The organism is Frigoribacterium faeni (assembly GCF_007988805.1).
In the GTDB taxonomy this organism is placed as follows: Bacteria; Actinomycetota; Actinomycetes; order Actinomycetales; family Microbacteriaceae; genus Frigoribacterium; species Frigoribacterium faeni.
Genome location: NZ_BJUV01000012.1, coordinates 49,282 through 71,094 on the forward strand (window position 1 = coordinate 49,282; position 21,813 = coordinate 71,094).

General features: G+C 71.9%; 19 protein-coding genes and 1 pseudogene. 15 read left to right on the plus strand and 5 right to left on the minus strand.

From position 1 onward, the window contains the following. Positions 1-106: 106 nt before the first annotated feature. Together FFA01_RS07460 and FFA01_RS07465 are read right to left on the minus strand one after the other, a co-directional pair. Positions 107-1,192 (minus strand): BMP family lipoprotein, encoded by a 1,086-nt coding sequence (locus FFA01_RS07460; RefSeq protein ID WP_146854562.1) that lies wholly within the window; start codon positions 1,190-1,192, stop codon positions 107-109. A 163-nt stretch (positions 1,193-1,355) separates the two neighbouring features. After that, entirely contained in the window at positions 1,356-2,474 is a 1,119-nt protein-coding gene (locus FFA01_RS07465; protein WP_146854564.1) for a mannose-1-phosphate guanylyltransferase, read from the minus strand. A 181-nt stretch (positions 2,475-2,655) separates the two neighbouring features. Between FFA01_RS07465 and FFA01_RS07470 the strand changes: the two genes are divergently transcribed. The 5 genes from FFA01_RS07470 (at position 2,656) to FFA01_RS07490 (ending at position 7,494) form a co-directional block, all read left to right on the plus strand. Next, positions 2,656-3,840, plus strand: a complete 1,185-nt coding sequence (locus tag FFA01_RS07470; protein WP_146854566.1) for a glycosyltransferase family 4 protein — start codon at positions 2,656-2,658, stop codon at positions 3,838-3,840. A 132-nt stretch (positions 3,841-3,972) separates the two neighbouring features. Further along, positions 3,973-4,425 carry a succinate dehydrogenase, cytochrome b556 subunit gene (gene sdhC / locus FFA01_RS07475; RefSeq protein ID WP_146854568.1) on the plus strand — a complete coding sequence of 151 codons (453 nt, stop codon included), beginning with the start codon at positions 3,973-3,975 and terminating at the stop codon, positions 4,423-4,425. 4 nt (positions 4,426-4,429) lie between these two features. After that, the gene (gene sdhD / locus FFA01_RS07480; RefSeq protein ID WP_146854570.1) at positions 4,430-4,873 is read left to right on the plus strand and encodes a succinate dehydrogenase, hydrophobic membrane anchor protein; all 444 of its coding nucleotides are present in this window, start codon (positions 4,430-4,432) and stop codon (positions 4,871-4,873) included. Positions 4,874-4,928: 55 nt separating this feature from the next. Next, positions 4,929-6,737 (plus strand): succinate dehydrogenase flavoprotein subunit, encoded by a 1,809-nt coding sequence (sdhA, locus tag FFA01_RS07485; RefSeq protein WP_146854572.1) that lies wholly within the window; start codon positions 4,929-4,931, stop codon positions 6,735-6,737. A 1-nt stretch (position 6,738) separates the two neighbouring features. Further along, positions 6,739-7,494, plus strand: coding sequence for a succinate dehydrogenase iron-sulfur subunit (locus FFA01_RS07490; RefSeq protein ID WP_146854574.1), 756 nt, complete (start codon positions 6,739-6,741; stop codon positions 7,492-7,494). Positions 7,495-7,566: 72 nt separating this feature from the next. On the opposite strand, the gene FFA01_RS07495 is transcribed toward FFA01_RS07490, so the two are convergent. Together FFA01_RS07495 and FFA01_RS07500 are read right to left on the minus strand one after the other, a co-directional pair. Next, positions 7,567-7,914, minus strand: coding sequence for a hypothetical protein (locus FFA01_RS07495; RefSeq protein WP_146854576.1), 348 nt, complete (start codon positions 7,912-7,914; stop codon positions 7,567-7,569). After that, positions 7,904-9,079, minus strand: a complete 1,176-nt coding sequence (locus FFA01_RS07500; protein ID WP_146854578.1) for a DUF6177 family protein — start codon at positions 9,077-9,079, stop codon at positions 7,904-7,906. Before FFA01_RS07500 ends, FFA01_RS07495 begins: the two co-directional genes overlap by 11 nt. Positions 9,080-9,276: 197 nt before the next feature. Between FFA01_RS07500 and FFA01_RS07505 the strand changes: the two genes are divergently transcribed. Beyond that, a complete protein-coding gene (locus FFA01_RS07505; protein ID WP_146854580.1) occupies positions 9,277-9,720 on the plus strand; it encodes a hypothetical protein in 444 nt (147 codons plus the stop codon). A 16-nt stretch (positions 9,721-9,736) separates the two neighbouring features. Here the strand turns inward: FFA01_RS07505 and ptsP are convergent, their stop codons facing one another. Then, positions 9,737-11,386: a phosphoenolpyruvate--protein phosphotransferase gene (gene ptsP / locus FFA01_RS07510; RefSeq protein ID WP_280178067.1), complete on the minus strand. Its 1,650-nt coding sequence runs from the start codon at positions 11,384-11,386 to the stop codon at positions 9,737-9,739. A 149-nt stretch (positions 11,387-11,535) separates the two neighbouring features. Here ptsP and FFA01_RS07515 point away from each other — a divergent pair, with 149 nt between their 5' ends. From FFA01_RS07515 to FFA01_RS07555, 9 genes and pseudogenes are all read left to right on the plus strand, one after another. After that, entirely contained in the window at positions 11,536-12,672 is a 1,137-nt protein-coding gene (locus FFA01_RS07515) for a YihY/virulence factor BrkB family protein (RefSeq protein ID WP_146854584.1), read from the plus strand. 10 nt (positions 12,673-12,682) lie between these two features. Beyond that, a complete protein-coding gene (locus tag FFA01_RS07520) occupies positions 12,683-13,528 on the plus strand; it encodes an exodeoxyribonuclease III (RefSeq protein WP_146854586.1) in 846 nt (281 codons plus the stop codon). A 25-nt stretch (positions 13,529-13,553) separates the two neighbouring features. Beyond that, entirely contained in the window at positions 13,554-14,591 is a 1,038-nt protein-coding gene (gene trpS / locus FFA01_RS07525) for a tryptophan--tRNA ligase (RefSeq protein WP_146854588.1), read from the plus strand. A 2-nt stretch (positions 14,592-14,593) separates the two neighbouring features. Then, the gene (locus FFA01_RS07530; protein WP_146854590.1) at positions 14,594-15,238 is read left to right on the plus strand and encodes a GNAT family N-acetyltransferase; all 645 of its coding nucleotides are present in this window, start codon (positions 14,594-14,596) and stop codon (positions 15,236-15,238) included. A gap of 107 nt (positions 15,239-15,345) precedes the next feature. Beyond that, entirely contained in the window at positions 15,346-16,347 is a 1,002-nt protein-coding gene (gene ribD, locus FFA01_RS07535) for a bifunctional diaminohydroxyphosphoribosylaminopyrimidine deaminase/5-amino-6-(5-phosphoribosylamino)uracil reductase RibD (protein WP_146854644.1), read from the plus strand. Then, positions 16,332-16,985: pseudogene (ribA, locus tag FFA01_RS07540) on the plus strand (GTP cyclohydrolase II); the annotation flags it as partial. The gene ribD and the pseudogene ribA, both read left to right, overlap by 16 nt. Positions 16,986-17,169: 184 nt before the next feature. Next, positions 17,170-18,516, plus strand: a complete 1,347-nt coding sequence (locus tag FFA01_RS07545) for an MFS transporter (protein WP_146854594.1) — start codon at positions 17,170-17,172, stop codon at positions 18,514-18,516. 208 nt (positions 18,517-18,724) lie between these two features. Beyond that, entirely contained in the window at positions 18,725-20,662 is a 1,938-nt protein-coding gene (locus FFA01_RS07550; RefSeq protein ID WP_146854596.1) for an ABC transporter ATP-binding protein, read from the plus strand. A gap of 108 nt (positions 20,663-20,770) precedes the next feature. Beyond that, entirely contained in the window at positions 20,771-21,811 is a 1,041-nt protein-coding gene (locus FFA01_RS07555; protein WP_146854598.1) for an enoyl-CoA hydratase/isomerase family protein, read from the plus strand. The last annotated feature ends 2 nt before the right edge of the window (positions 21,812-21,813 follow it).

A 21,813-nucleotide genomic window follows, 5' to 3' on the forward strand; every position in this document is an offset into this window, starting at 1 on the left:
CGGGTCGGCGTGCGCCCGCAGGCGTTGCGAGGGCCGGGAGCGACGGGGTGGCCGTCGCTCCCGGCCCTGGGTCAGTCGATGCTAATCGATGACGGGAGGTGCGTCGTTACTCGGTCAGCGCCGACGGCGACTCGACGGTGATCGAACCGTCGATGATGCCGGCCTTGATCGTGTCGAGCTCGTCCTGCAGACCGGAGTCGACCTGGTCCTCGTAGTCGTGGAACGGCGCGATGCCGACGCCGTCGTTCTCGAGCGTGCCGACGTAGGGCTCGTTCGTGAAGTCGCCGTCGGCGGCCTGCGTCACGACGTCGTTCGTCGCCTGCTTGATGCCCTTGAGCACCGAGGTGAGGAACAGGTCGCTGTTGGCGCTGTCGGTCTCGTAGGTGTCGCTGTCGGCGCCGATCAGCACGATCTCGTCGCCCGAGTCGCGGATCGCCTCGGCGGCGCTCTGGTAGATCGGTCCGCCGACGGGCAGGATCACGTCGGCGCCCTGCTCGATCAGCGTCTGCGCGCTCTGCTTGGCGACGGTGCCGGCCTCGAAGCCGCCCGTGAAGGTGCCCGTCTGGCTCTCGACGTCCCAGCCGACCGTCTTGACGTCGGTGCCCTTCTGCTCGTTGTAGTACTCGACGCCGTCGGCGAAGCCGTCCATGAAGATCGTGACGGTCGGGAACTGCATGCCGCCGAAGGTGCCGACGGTTCCGGTCTTCGTGAAGCTGGCCGCCGCGTAGCCGGCGAGGAACGCCGCCTCGGAGGTGTTGAACGTGATGGGGCGGATGTTCTCGGCGTCGTTGGCCGCGTCGTCGATCGTCGCGTAGTCGATGTCGGGGTTCGCCGCGGCGGCGGTGCCGGTCGCCTCGGAGAGCGCGAAGCCGACCGTGACGATCAGGTTGCAGCCCTCGGCGGCCAGGTTCGACAGGTTGGCGTCGTAGACGGTCTCGTCGGCCGACTCGACGTCCTTGGGCGTCGCGCCGATGGCGTCCGCGGCCTCGTTCAGGCCCTCGAAGCCGAGCTGGTTGAACGACTTGTCGTCGAACCCGCCCGCGTCGGAGACCATGCAGGGGATGAAGTCGCTCGTGGCGGCGTCGGTCGAGCCGCCGTCGGCCTCGGGAGCCGAGGCACAGCCGGCCAGGATCGCGGCGGTGCCGAACAGGGCGATACCGCTGAGCACGGCCTTGCGCGCAGTTGTAGTCAAGTTGTCCTCCAAGATGCAGCCCGGCAGAGCAGCCGGGCACGTATGGCTGTCAGGTTACCCAGTGCGACGGACGCCGATGACCGCGGAGGTGTAGTGATGCCGTCCTGTTACACAAGCGGGACCACCGCGTAACGGGCGCGAAACGTCGCGCCCGCTCCGGGGGTCAGAGGACGTCGCTGCGGCCGCTCAGCTTGAGGGCGTCGACGACCGACTTCACGCGCTGCGCGTTCGCCGTCGTGGTCACCAGCAGGGCGTCGGGGGTGTCGACGACGATGATGTCGTTGACGCCGATCAGCGAGATCAGCCGGTCGCTGCCGGCGACGACGATGCCGCTCGACGCGTCGGCGAGCACCCGCGCGTTCTCGCCGAGGATGGCGAGGTCGCTCTTGCGACCGCCCGAGTGCAGCTTGGCGATCGAGGCGAAGTCCCCCACGTCGTCCCAGTCGAAGTCTCCCGGGATCACGGCGAGCCGCCCGGACGCCGCGGCGGGCTCGGCGACGGTGTAGTCGATGGCGATCTTCTCGAGCGACGGCCACACGGCGTCGACGACGGCGCCGCGCCGCGGGGTGTCCCAGGCCTCGGCCAGCTCCTCGATGCCGGCGAGCAGCGCGGGGCTGGTCTCGCCCAGCTGCTCGAGGAGGCGGTCGGCGCGCGAGATGAACATGCCCCCGTTCCAGAGGTAGTCGCCTCCCGCCACGTACTGCTCGGCCGTCTCGAGGTCGGGCTTCTCGACGAAGGACTCCACCATGCGGGCCGAGGGGGCGCCCTCGACCGGGAGCGCGCCGCCGACGTGGATGTAGCCGAATCCGATCGCGGGCTCCGTCGGCGTGATGCCGATCGTGGTGATGTACCCGGCGTCGGCGACCACGATGGCCTCGCGCACGGCGCGCCCGAACCCGCGGGTGTCGGCGATGACGTGGTCGGCTGCGAACGACCCGATGATCACGTCGGGCTCGCGGCGGCGGAGGATCGCCGCGGCCAGGCCGATGGCCGCCGTGCTGTCCTTCGGCTCGCTCTCGAGCACGACGTTGTGATCGAGGAGCGCCGGGAGCTGCTTCTCGACGGCCGCCCGGTGCGCTCGCCCGGTCACGACCATGATCCGCTGCTCGCCGTTCAGCGGCGCCAGGCGGTCCCAGGTGCCCCGGAGCAGCGTCGAGCCGCTGCCGGTCAGGTCGTGCAGGAACTTGGGGGCGTCGGCCCGGCTCAGCGGCCACAGCCGGGAGCCGATGCCACCGGCCGGGATGATGCTGTAGAACCGGTCGAGGCTGTCCTGGGTCGTCATGGACCCCACCCTAGCGATCAGGGGCCGACCGGCCGGGCGACGACGCGACCTCGCGGGCGAGGAGCCACCCGGCGGCTCACCCGGGCGTTCACGCACCCGCCACCCGGCGGCCACGGCAGGGCACCGCCGCCGACACGTCACCGGCGCAGCCTGGGCTCACCACGAGCCTGAGGAGACACCGGTGAGAGTCGTCGTCGTGACCGAGAGCTTCCTGCCCACCGTGAACGGGGTGACGACCAGCGTCCTCCGGGTCCTAGACCACCTGGCGGCCCGCGGCCACGAGGCGCTGATCGTCGCACCGGCCGGACGCGGGCACGAGTCCTACGCCGGGTTCCCCGTCCACCGGGTGCCGTCCGTGGCCTACCGGCAGTTCCCGGTCGGGCTGCCCAACCCCCAGGTCGCGAGCGCGATCGCCGCCTTCGGGCCGGACGTGGTGCACGTGGCCTCCCCGTTCCTCCTCGGCGCCCAGGCGATCTCGGCCGCGACGCGCCTCGGCGTCCCGAGCGTCGCGGTGTTCCAGACCGACGTCGCCCGCTACGCCGCGGCCGCCGGTCTCGGGGCGACCGGCGCCTCCCTGGCCTGGCGCCTCGTCCGTCGGATCCACGACCAGGCCACGCTCACGCTCGTCCCCTCGTCGGCGTCCCGTCGCGATCTGGAAGCGGCCGGGGTGACCCGCCTGGCGACCTGGGGTCGCGGCGTCGACGCCGTGCGGTACCACCCGAACCGACGGCACTCCCCCGCCACGGCCGCCTTCCGGGCCACGCTGGCCCGGCCGGACGAGGTCGTCGTCGGCTACGTCGGCCGGCTCGCCGCCGAGAAGGAGGTCGACCGTCTCGCGGCGCTCCGCGCCGTCGACGGGCTGCGGCTGGTCGTCGTGGGCGGTGGACCGAGCCTCCCGGCCCTCCGACGGCGACTGCGTCACCTCGACCCCGTCTTCACCGGCCCCCTGCACGGCGACGACCTGGCGACGGCCTACGCGGTGCTCGACGTGTTCGTCCACACGGGCACGACGGAGACCTTCGGCCAGACGATCCAGGAGGCGCACGCCAGCGGCGTTCCCGTGGTGGCGCCCGCCGCGGGCGGACCGCTCGACCTCGTCCGGCACGGCGTGGACGGCTACCTGGTCGATCCTCGGCACGACCACTCGCTCCGTCTGGCCGTCCGACGACTCGTCGGCTCGCCCGAGCTGCGCGCCCGCTTCGGCGAGGCCGGTCGGCGAGCCGTCGTCGGACGGACCTGGCAGCGCCTCGGCGACGAGCTGATCGAGCACTACGACACGGCCCGTCGAGCCGCCGTGGCGCCGACGCCCGTGGCCCTCCGCCGGCGCCCCGCCGCACCCGGTCGCAGTGTCTCGACATCGAACTAGTTAGGCGGGCCTTGGCGGCGCCGCGAGCGGGGCCGACCGTAGACTGCAGACGTTCTGAGAACGAATACGGCGGACACGGCTGTCCTCTCCCGACGACAGCCTCACCGCCCACGTCCGCGAGGAGGGCCGGTCATGGCCGAGCAGTCGACAGGAACCCTGCCACCACCGGCGGGTCGACGGGGAGCACCCGAGATCGGCGCCCCGCGCGCGAAGAACCGCCTGGCGGGCACGCTCTACCGCGGCCGGGAGGGCATGTGGTCGTGGGTGCTGCACCGCATCACCGGCGTGAGCATCTACTTCTTCCTCCTGGTGCACATCCTCGACACGGCCCTCGTGCGGATCAGCCCCGAGGCCTACAACGCCGTCATCGGCACGTACAAGAACCCGGTCATGGGGCTGGGCGAGACCGCCCTGGTCGCGGCCATCCTCTTCCACGCCCTCAACGGCCTGCGGATCATCCTCATCGACTTCTGGGGCCCCGGCACCAAGTACCAGCGGGTCATGTTCTGGATCGTCATCGGCCTGGCCGTCGTGCTGTTCGCCGGCTTCGCTCCCCGCCACCTCATGAACGTCTTCTCGGAGTAGAACGATGACCACCGACACCATCGAGGCCCCCCGTTCGGCTCGCCCCGCCTCGCGCAGCAGCAACCTCGAGAAGTGGGGCTGGATCTACATGCGCGCCAGCGGGGTCGTGCTCGTCGTCCTCGTCTTCGGGCACCTCTTCATCAACCTGCTCGCCGCCGAGGGCGGCATCAAGGCGATCGACTTCGCCTTCGTGGCCGGCAAGTGGGCCTCGCCGTTCTGGCAGGTCTACGACACCCTCCTGCTCTGGCTGGCTCTGATCCACGGTTCGAACGGCATGCGGACCATCGTGAACGACTACGTCTCGAAGCCCCTCGTGCGTCGGGTGCTGCTCGGAGCCCTCCTGGTCTCGGCCGTCGTGCTCCTCACCCTCGGCACCCTCGTCATCTACACGTTCGACCCGTGCCCGGCCGGCGCCCCCGCCGACCTGCTGCCCTCGATCTGCTCGTAGACCGACCCGCGCCTCCTCGCCCACACGCCCGCACCACCCACCGACGGAAAGCACCGTGACCACACCTTCTCCCGCTCCCGAGAGCACCATCGTCGACGGCATCCACTACCACCAGCACGACATCGTGATCGTCGGCGCCGGCGGCGCAGGCATGCGGGCGGCCATCGAAGCCGGGCCGAACGCCAGCACGGCGGTCATCTCGAAGCTCTACCCGACCCGGTCGCACACCGGCGCCGCGCAGGGCGGCATGGCCGCGGCCCTCGCCAACGTCGAGGACGACAACTGGGAGTGGCACACCTTCGACACCGTCAAGGGCGGCGACTACCTCGTCGACCAGGACGCCGCGGAGATCCTCGCCAAAGAGGCCATCGACGCCGTGCTGGACCTCGAGAACATGGGCCTGCCGTTCAACCGCACCCCCGAGGGCAAGATCGACCAGCGCCGCTTCGGCGGGCACACGGCCGAGCACGGCAAGAACCCCGTCCGCCGGGCCTGCTACGCCGCCGACCGCACCGGCCACATGATCCTCCAGACGCTCTACCAGAACTGCGTCAAGCACGGGATCAACTTCTTCAACGAGTTCTACGTGCTCGACCTGATCATGGGCGAGATCGACGGCGAGGAGCGCCCGGCCGGCGTCATCGCCTACGAGCTCTCGACGGGCGACCTGCACGTGTTCCAGGGCAAGGCCGTCATCTTCGCCACCGGCGGCTTCGGCAAGATCTACAAGACGACCTCGAACGCCCACACCCTCACCGGCGACGGCGTCGGCATCATCTGGCGCAAGGGCCTCCCCCTCGAGGACATGGAGTTCTTCCAGTTCCACCCGACCGGTCTCGCGGGCCTCGGCATCCTCCTCAGCGAGGCCGCCCGCGGCGAGGGCGCCATCCTGCGCAACAGCGAGGGCGAGCGCTTCATGGAGCGCTACGCCCCCACGATCAAGGACCTGGCTCCGCGCGACATCGTCGCCCGCTGCATGGCGACGGAGATCCGCGAGGGGCGGGGCGCGGGTCCCCACAAGGACTACGTCTACCTCGACATCACGCACCTCGACCCGGCCGTGATCGACGCGAAGCTCCCGGACATCACCGAGTTCGCCCGCACCTACCTCGGCGTCGAGCCGTACACGGAGCCCGTCCCCGTGCTGCCGACCGCGCACTACGCCATGGGCGGCATCCCGACCAACGTCAAGGCCGAGGTGCTCCGCGACAACACGACCGTCGTGCCGGGTCTGTACGCCGCCGGCGAGTGCGCCTGCGTCAGCGTGCACGGGTCGAACCGCCTCGGCACGAACTCGCTGCTGGACATCAACGTCTTCGGCAAGCGCGCCGGCAACAACGCCGTGGAGTTCGTCAAGGACGCCCCCTGGGTCCCGCTGCCCGACGACCCCGCCGCATTCGTGCGCGGGCTCGTCGACGACGTCCGATTCGCCACGGGCACCGAGCGCATCGCCACGCTGCGCAAGGAGCTGCAGGACAGCATGGACCGCAACGCCCAGGTCTTCCGCACCGAGGAGACCCTCGACGAGGTGACCCACGTCATCGCCGACCTGCGCGAGCGGTTCAAGAACATCAGCGTGCAGGACAAGGGCAAGCGGTTCAACACCGACCTCCTCGAGGCCATCGAGCTCGGATTCCTGCTCGACCTCGCCGAGGTCGTCGTCTACTCCGCCCGGTCGCGGCAGGAGAGCCGCGGCGGGCACTTCCGCGAGGACTACCCGACACGCGACGACGAGAACTGGCTGGTGCACACGATGGCCTACCTCACCGGCGACGCGCACTCGTCGCTGGCCGGCGACCACATCCGCCTCGACACCAAGCCCGTCGTGATCACGAACTACCAGCCGATGGAACGGAAGTACTGACATGAGCACCGCAGTCCTCGAGAACTCCCCCGCGGGCGCCGACGCCGTCCCCACCTTCACGGCCACGCTGATCATCCGTCGATTCGACCCGGAGGTCGACAGCGAACCGCGCTGGCAGGACTTCGACGTCGAGGTCCTCCCCACCGACCGCGTCCTCGACGCGCTGCACCAGATCAAGTGGGAGCAGGACGGCTCGCTCACGTTCCGTCGCTCGTGCGCCCACGGCATCTGCGGCTCCGACGCCATGCGCATCAACGGCCGCAACCGCCTCGCCTGCAAGACGCTCATCAAGGACCTCGATCTGACGCAGCCGATCTACGTCGAGGCCATCAAGGGGCTCCCTCTCGAGAAGGACCTCGTCGTCGACATGGAGCCCTTCTTCAAGTCCTACCGGGAGATCCAGCCGTTCCTGATGGCGTCGAGCAAGCCCGAGAAGGAGCGCCTGCAGAGCGCGACCGAGCGTGCCCGCTTCGACGACACGACCAAGTGCATCCTCTGCGCGGCCTGCACCTCGAGCTGCCCCGTCTTCTGGACGGACGGCCAGTACTTCGGCCCCGCCGCCATCGTCAACGCGCACCGCTTCATCTTCGACTCGCGCGACGAGGGATCCCAGGTCCGCCTCGACATCCTCAACGACAAAGAGGGCGTCTGGCGCTGCCGCACGACCTTCAACTGCACCGAGGCCTGCCCCCGCGGCATCCAGGTGACCCAGGCCATCGCCGAGGTCAAGCAGGCGGTGCTGCGCGGCCACGCCTGAGAGACGATCCTCACGACGGCGCCGGGCTCACGCCCGGCGCCGTCGTCGGTCGTGGCGTGGATCCGGCGCAGGTCAGTCGTCTTCGACGATGCAGACGGCGTCGAGCGCCAGGGCCAGTCGCAGGGCGACCGAGACGCCGATCTCGCCGTCGTCGCCGAGCGGGGCCGACGCGTCGATCCAGAACACGGGGAGGCTCACCTCGGGAGGGTGGGGCAGCAGCCGTTCGATCTCTCCGGCGGTCGCCAGCTCCTGGGCGCCGTAGACGGTCAGAAGCGCCCGGCCGCCGCGGGCGAAGACCTGCGACGCCGTACCGCCGTCGATCTCGCGTACGCCGAACGACTCGTCGACGGCGCGGGCGGCCGTGGCGAGGTCGAGCCCGTCGGGGATCTGGGGACTCAGGATCGTGACGTCACGGGGCACCGTCGCGTGCCTCCTCGGCTCCGTCGTCGTCCGGGTCGGCGTCGCTCGCCGACGACCCCGCGATGCCGATGACGCCGGGCATCCGGCTCTCGTGCAGCAGGTCGAACTCGTGGAGGTCCTCCTCCCACGCCTGGAGGAGAGGCGTCGACACGAGGGTCGCGAGCCGATCCGGGCCGACGGCCTCGAGCGTCTCGTGGAGGGCGTCCCAGCCCGACGTCGTGGCATCGCCGAGAGGGACGACGTAGGCCGGCAGTCGAGGGCGACCCACGACCCTGACGGTGTCGCGGGTGGGCAGCACCGACAGGTCGAGGCCGAGGCGCTTGACCGACGGCGCACCGATCAGGAGGGCGACGGGGTTCGGGGGCGGGTAGGTGACGGCCCGCGCACAGCGATCGATCTCGCCCTCGCGCGCGACGACGAGCGCGAACGTGGGCAGGGTCGTCTCGGCGATCTCGGTGAGGGCGTCGGTGAGCCGGCCGATGGCCGCGTCGAGGTCCCGACCGTCGACCGGGTGGGTGACGTCGGCGGTCAGAGCGGTGGTCTCCTCGATGCCGTGCTCGGTCACCCGGGCGGTGATCGTCGCCGACACGTGCGGCCCCTCGGCGATGAAGCGCACGGTGTCGGGGGCGGAGTGCCGCGCGTGCTGCGTCATCACCCAGCGGTCCCAGCCGTGCAGGAGCGGTTCGGTGGTGCCCCAGGAGACCGGCGACCCGCCTGAGATGGCCGACGTCAGGACCTCGAGCGCACCTCCGAGGCTGGTGTCGTGGGAGGCGCGGTGCAGGACGGTCAGGTCGACGGTCAACTGCGGGGTCGTGTCGACGGCGGGGCGGATGACGGGCGGCGCGGCGGCGACGGAGCCGTCCTCCTCGACCGGCGCTCCGGCCGCGTCGACGTCCTCGTAGGGCAGGCCGCTCAACCCGTCGCGATAGCCGCCCTCGTCGTCCCGGACGACCCAGGCGCCACCCGCCTCGACCAGGGCGGAGCGGAACCCGACGGTCAGACGAGAGCGTTCTCCCGTGACCAGGACGACGCGTCGTCGGTGGCGCTTCCGTCTCAGGAGGTCGGACATCGGCCGGCTGAGGCGGACGACCCCGGCACGACCGTCGATGCGGACGACGCGCGGAGTGACCGCATCGACCAACGGGTGTCGTATTGGGGTTCCCACACCACCAGTCTGCTCCGCGGACGTCCGAGTCGACCGGATCCACGACGATCGACCAGGAACCGCGGGGAGCGACGAGGGCGCCGTGACGGGCGGCGCACCGACCGGGACGGTCCGCCTAAGCTGGTGAGAGCTCCTCACGGGTCGGCACATCCCCCGCGGCGGCGCAGACCCCCACCCCGACCGAGAGGCCGAGACGCATGGACGTCACCCGCCAGCAGCAGCTGCAGAACGAGATCGCCGCGACGTTCGCGGAGTCGCTCGTCGATCACGACTGGGCGGAGGCGACGCTGTTCCTGATCGAGGTCGGCTCGATCTCGCGCGTCTGGGTCGATGCCCTCGACGCGACGGGCAGCGCCCGACAGGGCCTCTCCGTGCCCGACGTGGCGCCGACCGGCTCGCTCCTCCGCGAGACGATGGCCGACCCCGACAAGGGCGCCTGGTTCTCGCTCGCACTGACCCTGACGCGCGACGGCTCGTTCACGGCGAGGTTCAACCTCGATCGCCGTGTCTACGACGACGCCGCCTCGCCGTTCGAGCCCGGTGGGGCCGGCGAGGTGCCGTCGGACTCCGACTACCTCGCCGACCTCGAACGGTTCCCGCGGGCGGAGAAGTACCGCCCGTCGTGGCTGCCGGTCGGCTGACCGGGCCGCCCGTGGGCTAGACGGCGACGGCCTCGGCCGCTTCGCGGGCTCCGGAGGCGGTGCTGGCGTCGACCGCGGCGGCCGCCAGCGCGCGTGCCTGCTCGAGCGTGTACTTCGACAGCTCGAGACGGACGTCGGCGAGCGCCGCGGGGGTCATCGACAGCGTGGTCGCGCCGAGTCCGACGAGCACGACGGCCAGCAGCGGATCGGCCGCGGCCTCGCCGCAGATGCCCACCGGCTTGCCGGCGGTCGCGCCGGCCTCGCCCAGGGCGCGCACCAGCCGCAGCACAGCGGGGTGCCACGGGTCCTGATAGGACGCGACCGACCCGAGCATGCGGTCGGCGGCGAGGGTGTACTGCGTGAGGTCGTTCGTCCCGATGCTGACGAAGTCGGCACTGCGGAACACCTGGTCGGCCAGCACGGCGAGCGACGGCACCTCGGCCATCACGCCGACGGTCTTCAGGCCGAGCTCCCGGCCGAGGGCCACGAAGTACTCGGTCTCCTCCGCGTCGCTGACCATCGGGGCCATGACCCAGAGATCGGCCGTCGTGGCGGCCTGCGCCGCGGCGAGCGCCGTGAGCTGGTCGCGCAGGATCTGCTCCTTGACGCGCAGCGCGCGGAGTCCGCGGAGGCCGAGGGCCGGGTTCTCCTCGTGGGCGTCGTTGAGGAAGCTCAGGGGCTTGTCGGCGCCGGCGTCGAGCGCCCGGACGACGACCTTCTTACCCGGGAACGCCTCGAGCAGTGCGGTGTAGCTGGCGGTCTGACTCTCGACGGTCGGGGCGGTCGACGAGCCGAGGAAGAGGAACTCGGTTCGGAACAGGCCGACGCCCTCGGCTCCGAGCGCGACGGCACCCGCCGCCTCGTCGGGCGACCCGAGGTTGGCGAGCAGGGGCACGGCGTGGCCGTCGGCGAGGGCGCCGTCGGTGAGGGGCGCGGCGGCGGCGACGAGGCGGTCCGCGATGCGCTTCTCGGCGGCCGCGACCTCGTCGGCGCCGGGGTCGACGGTCACGACGCCGGTCGCGGCGTCGGCCACGACGACGGTGCCGTCGGCGAGGTCGAGAGCGCCGGTCACGCCGACGATGGCGGGGATCGACTTCGACCGGGCGAGGATCGCGGTGTGCGAGGTCGGCCCCCCGTCGCGGGTGATCAGCGCCAACACCTTGTCGAGGTCGAGCAGCGCGGTGTCGGCGGGGGCCAGGTCGGGTGCGACCAGGACGAACGGGGTGTCGCTCTCGGGGACGCCGGGGGCCGGCACGCCGCGCAGGGAGGCGATGACGCGCTGGGAGACGTCGCCGAGGTCGGCGGCCCGCTCGGCCATGTAGCCGCCCATTCCCACGAGCATGTCCTGGAAGGCCGCGAACGCCTCGAAGACGGCCCGCTCGCCCGTCGCGCCGTCGGCGATCCGCTGCTCGACGTCGTCGGTGAGGGTCGGGTCCTGCGCCATGAGGGCCTGGGCGTCGAGGACGTCCTTCGCCTCGCCGCCCGCCTTCTCGCCTCGGGCGGCGAGGTCGTCCGCCACGAGTCCGAGCGACCGGGTCACCGCGGCGAACTCGACGTCCGCCTCGGCCGTGCGCTTGTCGGCGCTCGGCTCGGGGAGGGGATCCGGCATCCGGAGGATCGGGCCGACGGCCACTCCGCGTCCGACGCCAACGCCCTGTAGTGCCACTGTGAAACCTCTTCGTGTCGGTGAGTCCGGGTACGCGAGCGCGGGCACCCGGTGGTGCGCGTCGTGCTCGCAGTCGCCTGACATCGTACGCGAGAGCCGCCTGGGAGCGGGGACCGGACGCGGGGTCCGACCGCCCCTAACCTGGGACGATGCGACGACGACGAGACGATGAGCCGTCGACGGACGCGCCGGGGTCGGTCGAGGCCGGGCCGCAGGGCGACGCTCGCGCCCGACCCGCGACCGCGGTGCGGGCGACCGGCGCGCGCGTCGCCGCCGCCCGCCCGGTCCGGGTCGTCGGCCGCTACGTGGCCGCCAAGGGGCCGCTCCTGGCGGCCGGTCTCACCTACCAGGCCCTGTTCGCGCTCTTCGCGGGGCTCTGGGTCGGCTTCTCCGTCGCCGGGTTCGTCGTGTCCGGCGACGAGGCCCTGAGCGATCAGCTCGTGGTCTTCATCCGCTCGGCGGTGCCCGGTCTCATCCAGGACGAGTCCGGCGCCGGCGTCGTCGACCCCGAGGCGCTGCTCGACGCGAGCGTCTTCGGCTGGACGGGCGCCATCGCCCTCGTCGGTCTGCTCTTCTCGTCGATCGCGCTCTTCGGCAGCATGCGGGACTCCGTCCGCACGATCTTCCGGGCCGCCTCCCCCGCGACCCCGCTCGTCCGCCTGCTGCTGCGCGACCTGGCCCTCGCGCTGGCGTTCGGGGCCGCCGTGGTCGTCTCGGCCGCCCTGTCGCTGCTCAGCACCTCGGCCGTCCGCTGGGTCCTGCATCTGCTCGATCTGTCGACGACCTCCCCGACGGCGGTCGTCCTGCTGCGCGTGACGGCGCTGCTGCTCGTGTTCGCCTTCGACGCCGCCGTGCTCGCCGCTCTGTTCCGGGTGCTGGCGGGGCTGCACATCCCCGGCCGGCGCCTCCTCGTCGGATCGTCGATCGGCGCCGCGGGCTTCGTCCTGCTCACGGTCGTCGGCGCGACGCTGCTGCGCGCGACGGGCAACAACCCGCTGCTGGCGTCGTTCGCCGCGATCATCGGGCTGCTGATCGTGATCGACCTGCTCTGCCAGGTGCTGCTGCTCGCGGCCTCGTGGATCGCCGTCGGCATGGACGACATCGGCGTGCTCGCCGATCCGCACCAGGAGGCCGAACGTCTGCGGCTGCTCGAGGAGGAGCGGATCGCCCAGGAGGCGCGGGTCGCGACCCGGTCGGGGCGCCTCGTCGAGGCCGTCCGAGGGGTCGTCCACCGCCTGCCCCGGCCCTCACGCGGTCGCGGCACGGGTGACGGTGGCCGCCGGTAGTGTTCTGCCCATGGGTTCACGTCTCCGCCTCGCATCCGTCAACGTCAACGGCATCCGCGCCGCGTTCCGCAAGGGCATGGGCGACTGGCTGGCCGATCGCGACGTCGACATCCTGACCCTCCAGGAGGTCCGCGCCTCGACCGACGACCTCGAGGGCCTGCTCGGTCCCGAGTGGAACGTCGTGCACCACGCCGCCACCGCCAAGGGGCGGGCCGGGGTCGCCATCGCCTCGCGAGGCGCGGCGACCATCCACCGGGTCGATCTCGGCGACGAGGGCTTCGACAGCGCCGGCCGCTGGCTCGAGGCCGACTACGACGTCGACGGCACCCTGGTGACGGTCGTCAGCACCTACGTGCACTCGGGCGAGGTCGGCACCCCCAAGCAGGAGGAGAAGTGGCGGTTCCTCGACGCCATGAGCGAGCGGCTGCCCCAGCTGGCGGCCCACAACGAGCTCGCCGTCGTCACGGGCGACCTCAACGTCGGGCACCGCGAGCTCGACATCAAGAACTGGAAGGGCAACGTCAAGCGCGCCGGGTTCCTCCCCCGAGAGCGGTCGTACTTCGACCGGTTCTTCGGCGACGCCGGCCAGGAGGTCGAGACGGTCGACGGGACCGGCGGGACGGGCCTCGGCTGGGTCGACGTCGGACGCCGTCTCTCCGGCGAGGTCGAGGGACCCTACTCGTGGTGGTCGTGGCGCGGACAGGCCTTCGACAACGACACCGGCTGGCGGATCGACTACCACGCGGCCACCCCCGCCCTGGCCGACCGGGCGAGCGGCTACACGATCGACCGGGCGCCCTCGTACGACAAGCGATGGTCGGATCACGCCCCCGTCGTCGTCGACTACGACATCTGATCGCCCCCACCCTCCAGAGGACCTCATGACCAGCACCACCCCCGCCCCCGCCGCCTCGACGGGCAAGCCCCGCCTCTTCTCGGGCATGCAGCCCTCGGCGGACTCCCTGCACATCGGCAACTACGTCGGAGCCCTCCTCCAATGGCGCGAGCAGCAGACGACGCACGACGCCCTGTTCTGCGTGGTCGACATGCACGCCATCACCGTGGCGCAGGATCCCGCCACCCTGCGCGAGTCGACCCGACGCACCGCGGCGCAGTACATCGCCGCCGGCATCGATCCGACCCTGTCGACCCTCTTCATCCAGTCGCACGTGCCCGCGCACGCCCAGCTGGCCTGGGTGCTGAACACCCTCACCGGGTTCGGCGAGGCGAGCCGGATGACCCAGTTCAAGGACAAGGCGGCCAAGCAGGGCGCCGACTCGGCGTCGCTCGGGCTCTTCGCCTACCCGACGCTGATGGCCGCCGACATCCTGCTCTACGGCGCCGAGGTCGTGCCGGTCGGCGACGACCAGCGCCAGCACGTCGAGCTCACCCGCGACCTCGCGACCCGGTTCAACTCGCGGTTCGGCCCGACGTTCGTCGTCCCCGAGGCGACGATCCAGAAGGAGTCGGCCCGCGTCTACGACCTCCAGAACCCCGAGTCCAAGATGAGCAAGTCGGCCGCGACCGAGTCGGGTGTCGTCTGGATGCTCGACGAGCCCAACCGGACGGCGAAGAAGATCAAGTCGGCCGTCACCGACACCGAGCGCGAGATCCGCTTCGACCGGGGTGCCAAGCCCGGCGTCTCGAACCTGCTGACCATCCAGTCGGCCTTCACCGGCACGAGCGTCGCCGCCCTCGAGGAGCAGTACGCCGGTCGCGGCTACGGAGATCTCAAGAAGGACGTCGCCGAGGTGGTCGTCGAGACGTTCACGCCCATCCGCGCCCGCGCTCTCGAGCTCCTCGACGACCCGGCCGAGCTCGACCGCGTGCTGGCCGGCAACGCCGACCGCGCGAACGAGATCGCCCAGTCGACCCTCGACACGGTGCACGACCGCATCGGCTTCCTGCGCAAGGCCTGACGATGCGCCCGTTCGTGCTCGAGTCCGATGCGGTGCGTCTGTCCGTGCCCGAACGGGGCGACATCGACGCCATCGTCGAGTCCTGCCAGGACCCCGAGCTGCAGAGGTTCACCACCGTCCCGACGCCCTACGACCGGTCCGACGCCGAGTTCTTCCTGGCGCGCATCGTCGATCACGGTTGGTCGACCGGCCGCGAGTACACCTGGGGTCTGCGAGCGCCCGGATCGTCGGAGCTCGTCGGCATGGTGAGCCTGCGGTTCGGCGACCACGACATCGGCTTCTGGACCTCCCCCGCGGCCCGCGGCCGCGGCCTCATGTCGGCCGCGGTCCGGCTCGTCGCCGACTGGGCCTTCGAGCAGGGCGACGTCGCGCAGATCTACTGGGAGGGCTATCTCGACAACGACGGGTCCGCCGCCGTCGCCCGCTCGACCGGCTTCACCTACACCGGAGTCGGCGAGGGCCTCCACCCCGGCCGGGACGGGGCCCGACCCCTGTGCCGCAAGGGGCTGCTGCGAGCGACCGACGACCGGACGGTCAAACCGGGCTGGCCGCTGCCCGCCGCGTCGGCGGAATACCCGCGCCCTGCGGACGTTGATCTCAGAGGTCCGGCCGCGAACGACTCCGTGACCGGACCGGAGAGACCATGAGCACCCCGTCGAGCCGACGCGACGACTCCGGTCCCGACGACGGCTCGACGACCGCTGCCGCGGGAGAGACGTCCGACCTCCCGTCCGACGGACCCTACGACCACGCCATGCGGCGGGCCCTCGCGCTCGCCCTCGGCGGGACGAGCCTCGGCCCCAACCCGCAGGTGGGCTGCGTCCTGCTGCGCGCCGACGGGACGATCGCCGCGGAGGGCTGGCACCGCGGAGCCGGCACCGCCCATGCCGAGGTCGACGCCCTGTCGCACCTCTCCCCCGACGAGCCTCAAGGGCTGACCGCCGTCGTGACGCTCGAGCCCTGCGATCACACCGGGCGGACGGGCCCGTGCAGCGAGGCCCTGATCCGAGCCGGGGTGGCGCGGGTCGTGTACGCGGTCGACGACCCGGGCGACGCCTCCTCGGGTGGCGCCACGCGCCTCCTCGGGGCCGGGATCGACGTCGTGTCGGGCGTCCTCGCCGACGAGGCCGAGGAGACCATCCGCCCGTGGCTCGTCGCCGCGCGGTCGGGTCGCCCGTTCGTCACGCTCAAGTGGGCTTCCAGCCTCGACGGGCGCTCGGCCGCCGCCGACGCCACCAGCCGCTGGATCACCGGCACGGCGGCACGTCAGCACGTCCACGAGCAGCGGGCCGCGCACGACGCGATCCTCGTCGGCACCGGCACCGTGCTGGCCGACGACCCCAGCCTGACGGCGCGCGGCGACGCCGGCGAGCTGCTCCCCGACCAGCCGCTGCCCGTCGTCGTCGGACGCCGTGCCGTTCCCGCGGACGCCGCCCTGCGTCGCCATCCCCGCGAGCTCGTCGAGACCGGCACGCGCGACCTCCACGCCGTGCTCGCCGACCTCTTCGCCCGCGGCGTGCGGCGGCTCTTCGTCGAGGGCGGCCCGACCGTCGCCAGCGAGTTCGTCCGCCTCGGGCTCGTCGACGACTACCTCGTGTACCTCGCACCGACCCTGATCGGCGGCCCCCGCGTGGCCCTCGGCGATCTCGGCGTCGACACCATCGGCGATCAACGCCGACTGACCGTGACCCGTGTCACCCCCCTCGGCGACGACCTGCTGATCGCCGCCCGCGCCCAGCCCCGGAGAACACCATGACCGCCACCCCCTCCGCCTCCTCGCAGGTCTCGTTCGAGGTCGAGACGACCGTGCCGACCACCCACGGCACCTTCACCTTCCGCGCCTACCGCGACACCGTCACGGGCGCCGACCACGTCGCCGTCGTCGCCGCCGGCCCCGACGGGAGCGCGCCCTCCGACGGCGCCCTCGTCCGCGTGCACTCCGAGTGCCTCACCGGCGAGGCCTTCGGCTCGCTCAAGTGCGAGTGCGGCCCGCAGCTCGACGCCGCCCTCGACACGATCCGCGAGCACGGCGGCGTCGTGATCTACCTCCGCGGGCACGAGGGGCGCGGCATCGGGCTCGTCAACAAGCTGCGGGCCTACCGTCTGCAGGAGGACGGCCTCGACACGCTCGACGCGAACCTCGCGCTGGGCCTCCCGGCCGACGCCCGTCAGTACGGCGCCGCCGCCGACATGCTGCGCGACCTCGGCATCGGCGGGATCCGACTGCTCAGCAACAACCCCGAGAAGCGTCGTCAGCTGACCGAGCACGGCATCGTCGTCTCCGAGCTCGTGCCCCTCGTGGTCGGCGTCGGCGCCTTCAACGAGGGCTACCTCGACACGAAGCGCGACCGCATGGGCCATCAGCTGCCGGGCCACCTCCCGACCGACGGCTGAGGACGGCCCGCGACGCGGTAAGATAGGCGACGGCTGTCACGAGCGGCCTCCTCCACCACCGGCGTCGTGCGCCCCGCTGATCCCGAGCCGCCCACGTCCGCGACGTTCCTCCCGCGCCCCACCCGGCGCCGCGCCTCCTCGTCGTCGCCGGCATCACCTCCACCCGCCGCTCCGGAGCACCCTCATGTCTGCTGACACCGTCGCCTCGTCGACGCACCCCGCACCTCCCGCCAACAAGCGCTCGCGCGTCATCGTCGCCAGCCTCATCGGCACGTCGATCGAGTTCTACGACTTCTACGTCTACGCGACCGCCGCCGTGCTGGTCTTCCCGACGATCTTCTTCGCGAACGACGACCCCGCCGTGGCGCGCCTCGCGTCGTTCGCCGTCTTCGGCGTGGCCTTCATCGCCCGCCCGGTCGGATCGATCCTCTTCGGGCACTTCGGCGACCGCATCGGGCGCAAGGGCACCCTCGTGGCGTCGCTGCTCACCATGGGCATCGCGACCGTGCTGATCGGCTGCATCCCGGCGGGCACCACCCCGGGCTGGGCCGTCGCCGGCCCTGCCTGCCTCGTCGTGCTGCGCTTCTGCCAGGGGCTCGGCCTCGGAGGCGAGTGGAGCGGCGCCGCGCTGCTGGCGACCGAGAACGCACCCGCGAACCGCCGGGCCATCTACGGGACCTTCCCGCAGCTGGGCGCGCCGATCGGGTTCATCATCGCCAACCTGCTGTTCGTCCTGCTCAACACCACGCTGACCGAGGAGCAGTTCATGAGCTGGGGCTGGCGTCTGCCGTTCCTCGCCAGCGCGCTGCTCGTCATCATCGGACTCTACGTGCGCTTCAAGCTGATCGAGACGCCGGCGTTCCAGAAGGTCGTCGACTCGGGCAACGTCGCCAAGCTGCCGCTGGCCCGGGTGTTCACGACGAGCTGGCGACCGCTCATCCTCGGCACGTTCATCATGCTCGCCACGTACACGCTCTTCTATCTGATGACGACGTTCACCCTCACGTTCGGCACGGCCGACGCGGCCGGCGAGCCCGCCGGGCTCGGCATCCCCCGCACGCAGTTCCTCTGGATGCTGATCATCGGGGTGGTGTTCTTCGGCATCTTCACGCTGGTCTCGGGGCCGCTCGCCGAGAAGTACGGCCGACGGTCGACGCTGATCGTCGTCACGGCGGGCATCCTCGTCTTCGGGTTCCTGTTCGCGCCGCTCTTCGCGGCCGGCGTGCTCGGCGCTCAGGCGCTGCTGATCATCGGGTTCGTGCTGATGGGCCTGACCTTCGGACCGATGGGCGCCGTGCTGCCCGAGCTGTTCCCGACCAGCGTCCGGTACACGGGCTCGGCGATCAGCTACAACGTCGCCAGCATCCTCGGGGCCGCCGTCGCGCCGTTCATCGCCGTCGCGCTCTGGACCGCCGCCGGCGGCAGCACCTGGCTCGTCGGGCTGTACCTCTCGTCGATGGCCGTGCTCACCCTCGTCGCGCTGATCCTCAGCAAGGAGACCCGCGACGTCGACTACCAGGCGAACGACTGATCCGTCGCCGGTCCCTCCGACCGGCACCGCGCCTCCTCGGGCCCGTGTCCCCCTCGTGGGACCGGGCCCGTCGGCGTCTCCGGCGCCCCGCGCACGGCCGGCGAGCAGGTGGCGGGCTCGCGGACGAAGTACGGTCGTAGTCGGCGACCGTCAGGGCCGCCACGGTCAGCCGCCGCGAACCCCGCGGTCGCCCGGCACGAGAGGCACCATGAGCTCCGACACGAGTGCGCCCACAGCGTCGACCTCCACCGAGGAGGCGCGGGTCGACCCTCCGAGACGTCGCCGCGGTCTCGGACGACGTCCGGTCCCCGAGGGGCCCCGGGCGACCTTCCGCCAGCTGCTGCCGTTCCTCTTCGAGCACAAGAAGGTGATGGCGGTCATCATCGTGCTGAGCATCCTGGGCGCCGCCGCCTCGCTCGGCCAGCCGTTGCTGGTGCAGCGCGTGATCGCCGTCGTCGAGGAGGGCCGGCCGCTCGGATCCCTCGTCTGGGCGCTCGTCGCGCTCGTCGTCGCGGCGGGTCTCCTCAGCGGGTTCCAGCACTACCTGCTCCAGCGCACCGGCGAGGGGGTCGTGCTCTCCAGCCGCCGCCGACTCGTCGGCCGCATGCTGCGCCTGCCGATCAGCGAGTTCGACACCCGCCGCACCGGCGACCTCGTGTCGCGCGTCGGCTCGGACACCACCCTCCTTCGCGCCGTCCTGACCCAGGGGCTCGTCGAGGCGATCGGGGGCAGCCTGACGTTCGTCGGCGCGCTCGTCGGGATGTTCCTCATCGATCCCGTGCTGCTCGGCCTGACGGTGCTGGTGGTGGCCGTCTCGGTCGTCGTCGTGGTGCTGCTCTCCGGTCGTATCCGGGTCGCGAGCCGTCAGGCGCAGGAGAAGGTCGGCGACCTGACCGCGGCCGTCGAACGCGCGATCAGCTCGGTCCGCACCATCCGGGCCTCGGGCGCCACCGACCGCGAGATCGCGGCGGTCGAGCTCGACGCGGAGGGCGCCTACCGCCGGGGTCTGCAGGTGGCGCGCATCTCGGCGCTCGTCGTGCCGATCTCGTCGATCGCCCTGCAGGCCTCGTTCCTGGTCGTGCTCGGGGTCGGCGGCTACCGCGTGGCCAGCGGCGACATCACGGTCGCGTCGCTGGTGTCGTTCGTGCTGTTCCTGTTCCTGATGATCATGCCGCTCGGGCAGGCCCTCGGAGCCGTGCTGAGCGTCAACCAGGCCCTGGGGGCGCTGGGCCGCATCCAGGAGATCCTCGACCTGCCCGGCGAGGACCACGACGACGCCCGCACGGCCCGCGAGCTGGCCGGGGTCGGTCGCGTGACGACGACCGACGCCGTGACGTTCGACGACGTCCACTTCCGGTACCCGGCGGCGCCGGTCGCGACCCCGGGCGACGCCTCCTCGGGTGCCGCGGTCACGGGCGCCGCCGTCACGGGCGCCCCCATCACGGACGGTGTGCCCGACGACGACCTCACGGTGCTGCGCGGCGTCAGCTTCTCGGTTCCGGCCGGCAAGCGGACCGCCCTCGTCGGACCCTCCGGGGCCGGCAAGAGCACGATGCTCGCGCTCATCGAGCGGTTCTACGACCCCACGTCCGGTGTCGTCCGTCTCGACGGCGTCGACGTGCGCACCCTCGACCGCGTCGCCCTGCGCGCGCAGATCGGCTACGTCGAGCAGGACGCCCCCGTGCTCGCCGGCACGATCCGCGACAACCTGACGCTCGGCTCGCCCGACGCCACCGACGACGACTGCCGGCGCGTGCTCGAGGCCGTCAACCTGACGGCCGTCCTCGAACGCGGCGACGAGGGCCTCGACGCCCAGGTCGGCGAGGACGGCGTCATGCTCTCGGGCGGCGAAAGGCAGCGACTGGCGATCGCCCGCACCCTGTTGTCGGCACCGCCGATCCTGCTGCTCGACGAGTCGACCTCGAGTCTCGACGGCGTCAACGAGCAGCGCCTGCGGGGCGCCATCGACGCCGTCGCCGAGGACCGCACGCTGATCGTCATCGCCCACCGGCTCTCGACGGTCGTCGACAGCGACCAGATCGTCGTCGTCGACGGCGGCCGCGTGGTCGGGGTCGGAACGCACTCGGAGCTCGTGGTGAGCACGCCGCTCTACCGCGACCTCGCGAAGCACCAGCTGCTGGTCTGACCGGACGCGGCGGGCGCGCGGGGACGAGCGGGCGAGCAGGGGCGCAGGGCGAGCTCGCCGGGCCCCGGCCGGCGGAGCGCCCGCGTCGACGGGACTAGCGTGGGCGCCATGAGCGACGACGCCGACGACCGCCCCATCGTGACCGAGATCGTGGACGGAGTGGGGGTGCTGACCCTCTCCCGCCCGCGGAAGATCAACGCCGTGACCGTCGAGATGCTCGGCCTGATCGACGCCGCGCTGGACGGCTGGCAGCACGATCCCGCAGTGACGGCGGTGGTCCTGCGCGGTGCGGGCGAGCGCGGCTTCTGCGCCGGGGGCGACATCACGCAGATCCACCGCAACGGCACGACCGATCCCCGTCGCAGCGTCGACATGTGGCGCCGGGAGTACCGCGGCGCCCTCCGTCTCTCCCGGTTCCCGAAGCCGGTCGTCTCGCTGATGGACGGACTGGCCATGGGTGCCGGAGTCGGCCTCGGCGGACATGTGGCCCTCCGGGTCGTCACGGAGCGCAGCGCCGTGGGCATGCCCGAGACCCTGATCGGACTGACGCCCGACGCCGGCGGCAGCTACCTGCTCTCGCGCGCTCCCGGCGAGCTCGGCACGCACCTGGCCCTCACGGGTCGGGCGATGACCGGCGCGGACGCGATCGCCACGGGCTTCGCGGACGTCATGCTGGCCTCGTCCGACCTCGACCGCGTGATCCCCGCTCTGACCGCCGGCGGCGTCCCGGCCGTGCGCTCGCTGGCCGTCGATCCCCCACCCGCCCCGCTGCTCTCCGCAGCGGGCTGGATCGACGACGCCTACCGAGGCGACGACGCGCGGGCCATCGTGGCGCGCCTCCGTCGGCTCGGGTCCGAGGGCGTGGCGGACGCGGGAGGCGCGGCGGACGACATCGAGGCCGCGTCGCCCACCTCGGTGGTGCTGACCCTCCACGCCCAGCGCCGCGCCCGTCGCCTTCCCGACCTGGAGGCGGTGCTGGGTCAGGAGCTCGCGCTCGTCAGCGCGCTGGCCGCCTCGCACGACCTCGTCGAGGGGATCCGAGCGCGCGTCATCGACAAGGACCGGTCGCCGCGCTGGTCACCGCCGACCCTCGACGAGGTGGACGTCGAGGGGATCGTCGACTCGATCGACTGGGACACCCGGCTCTGACC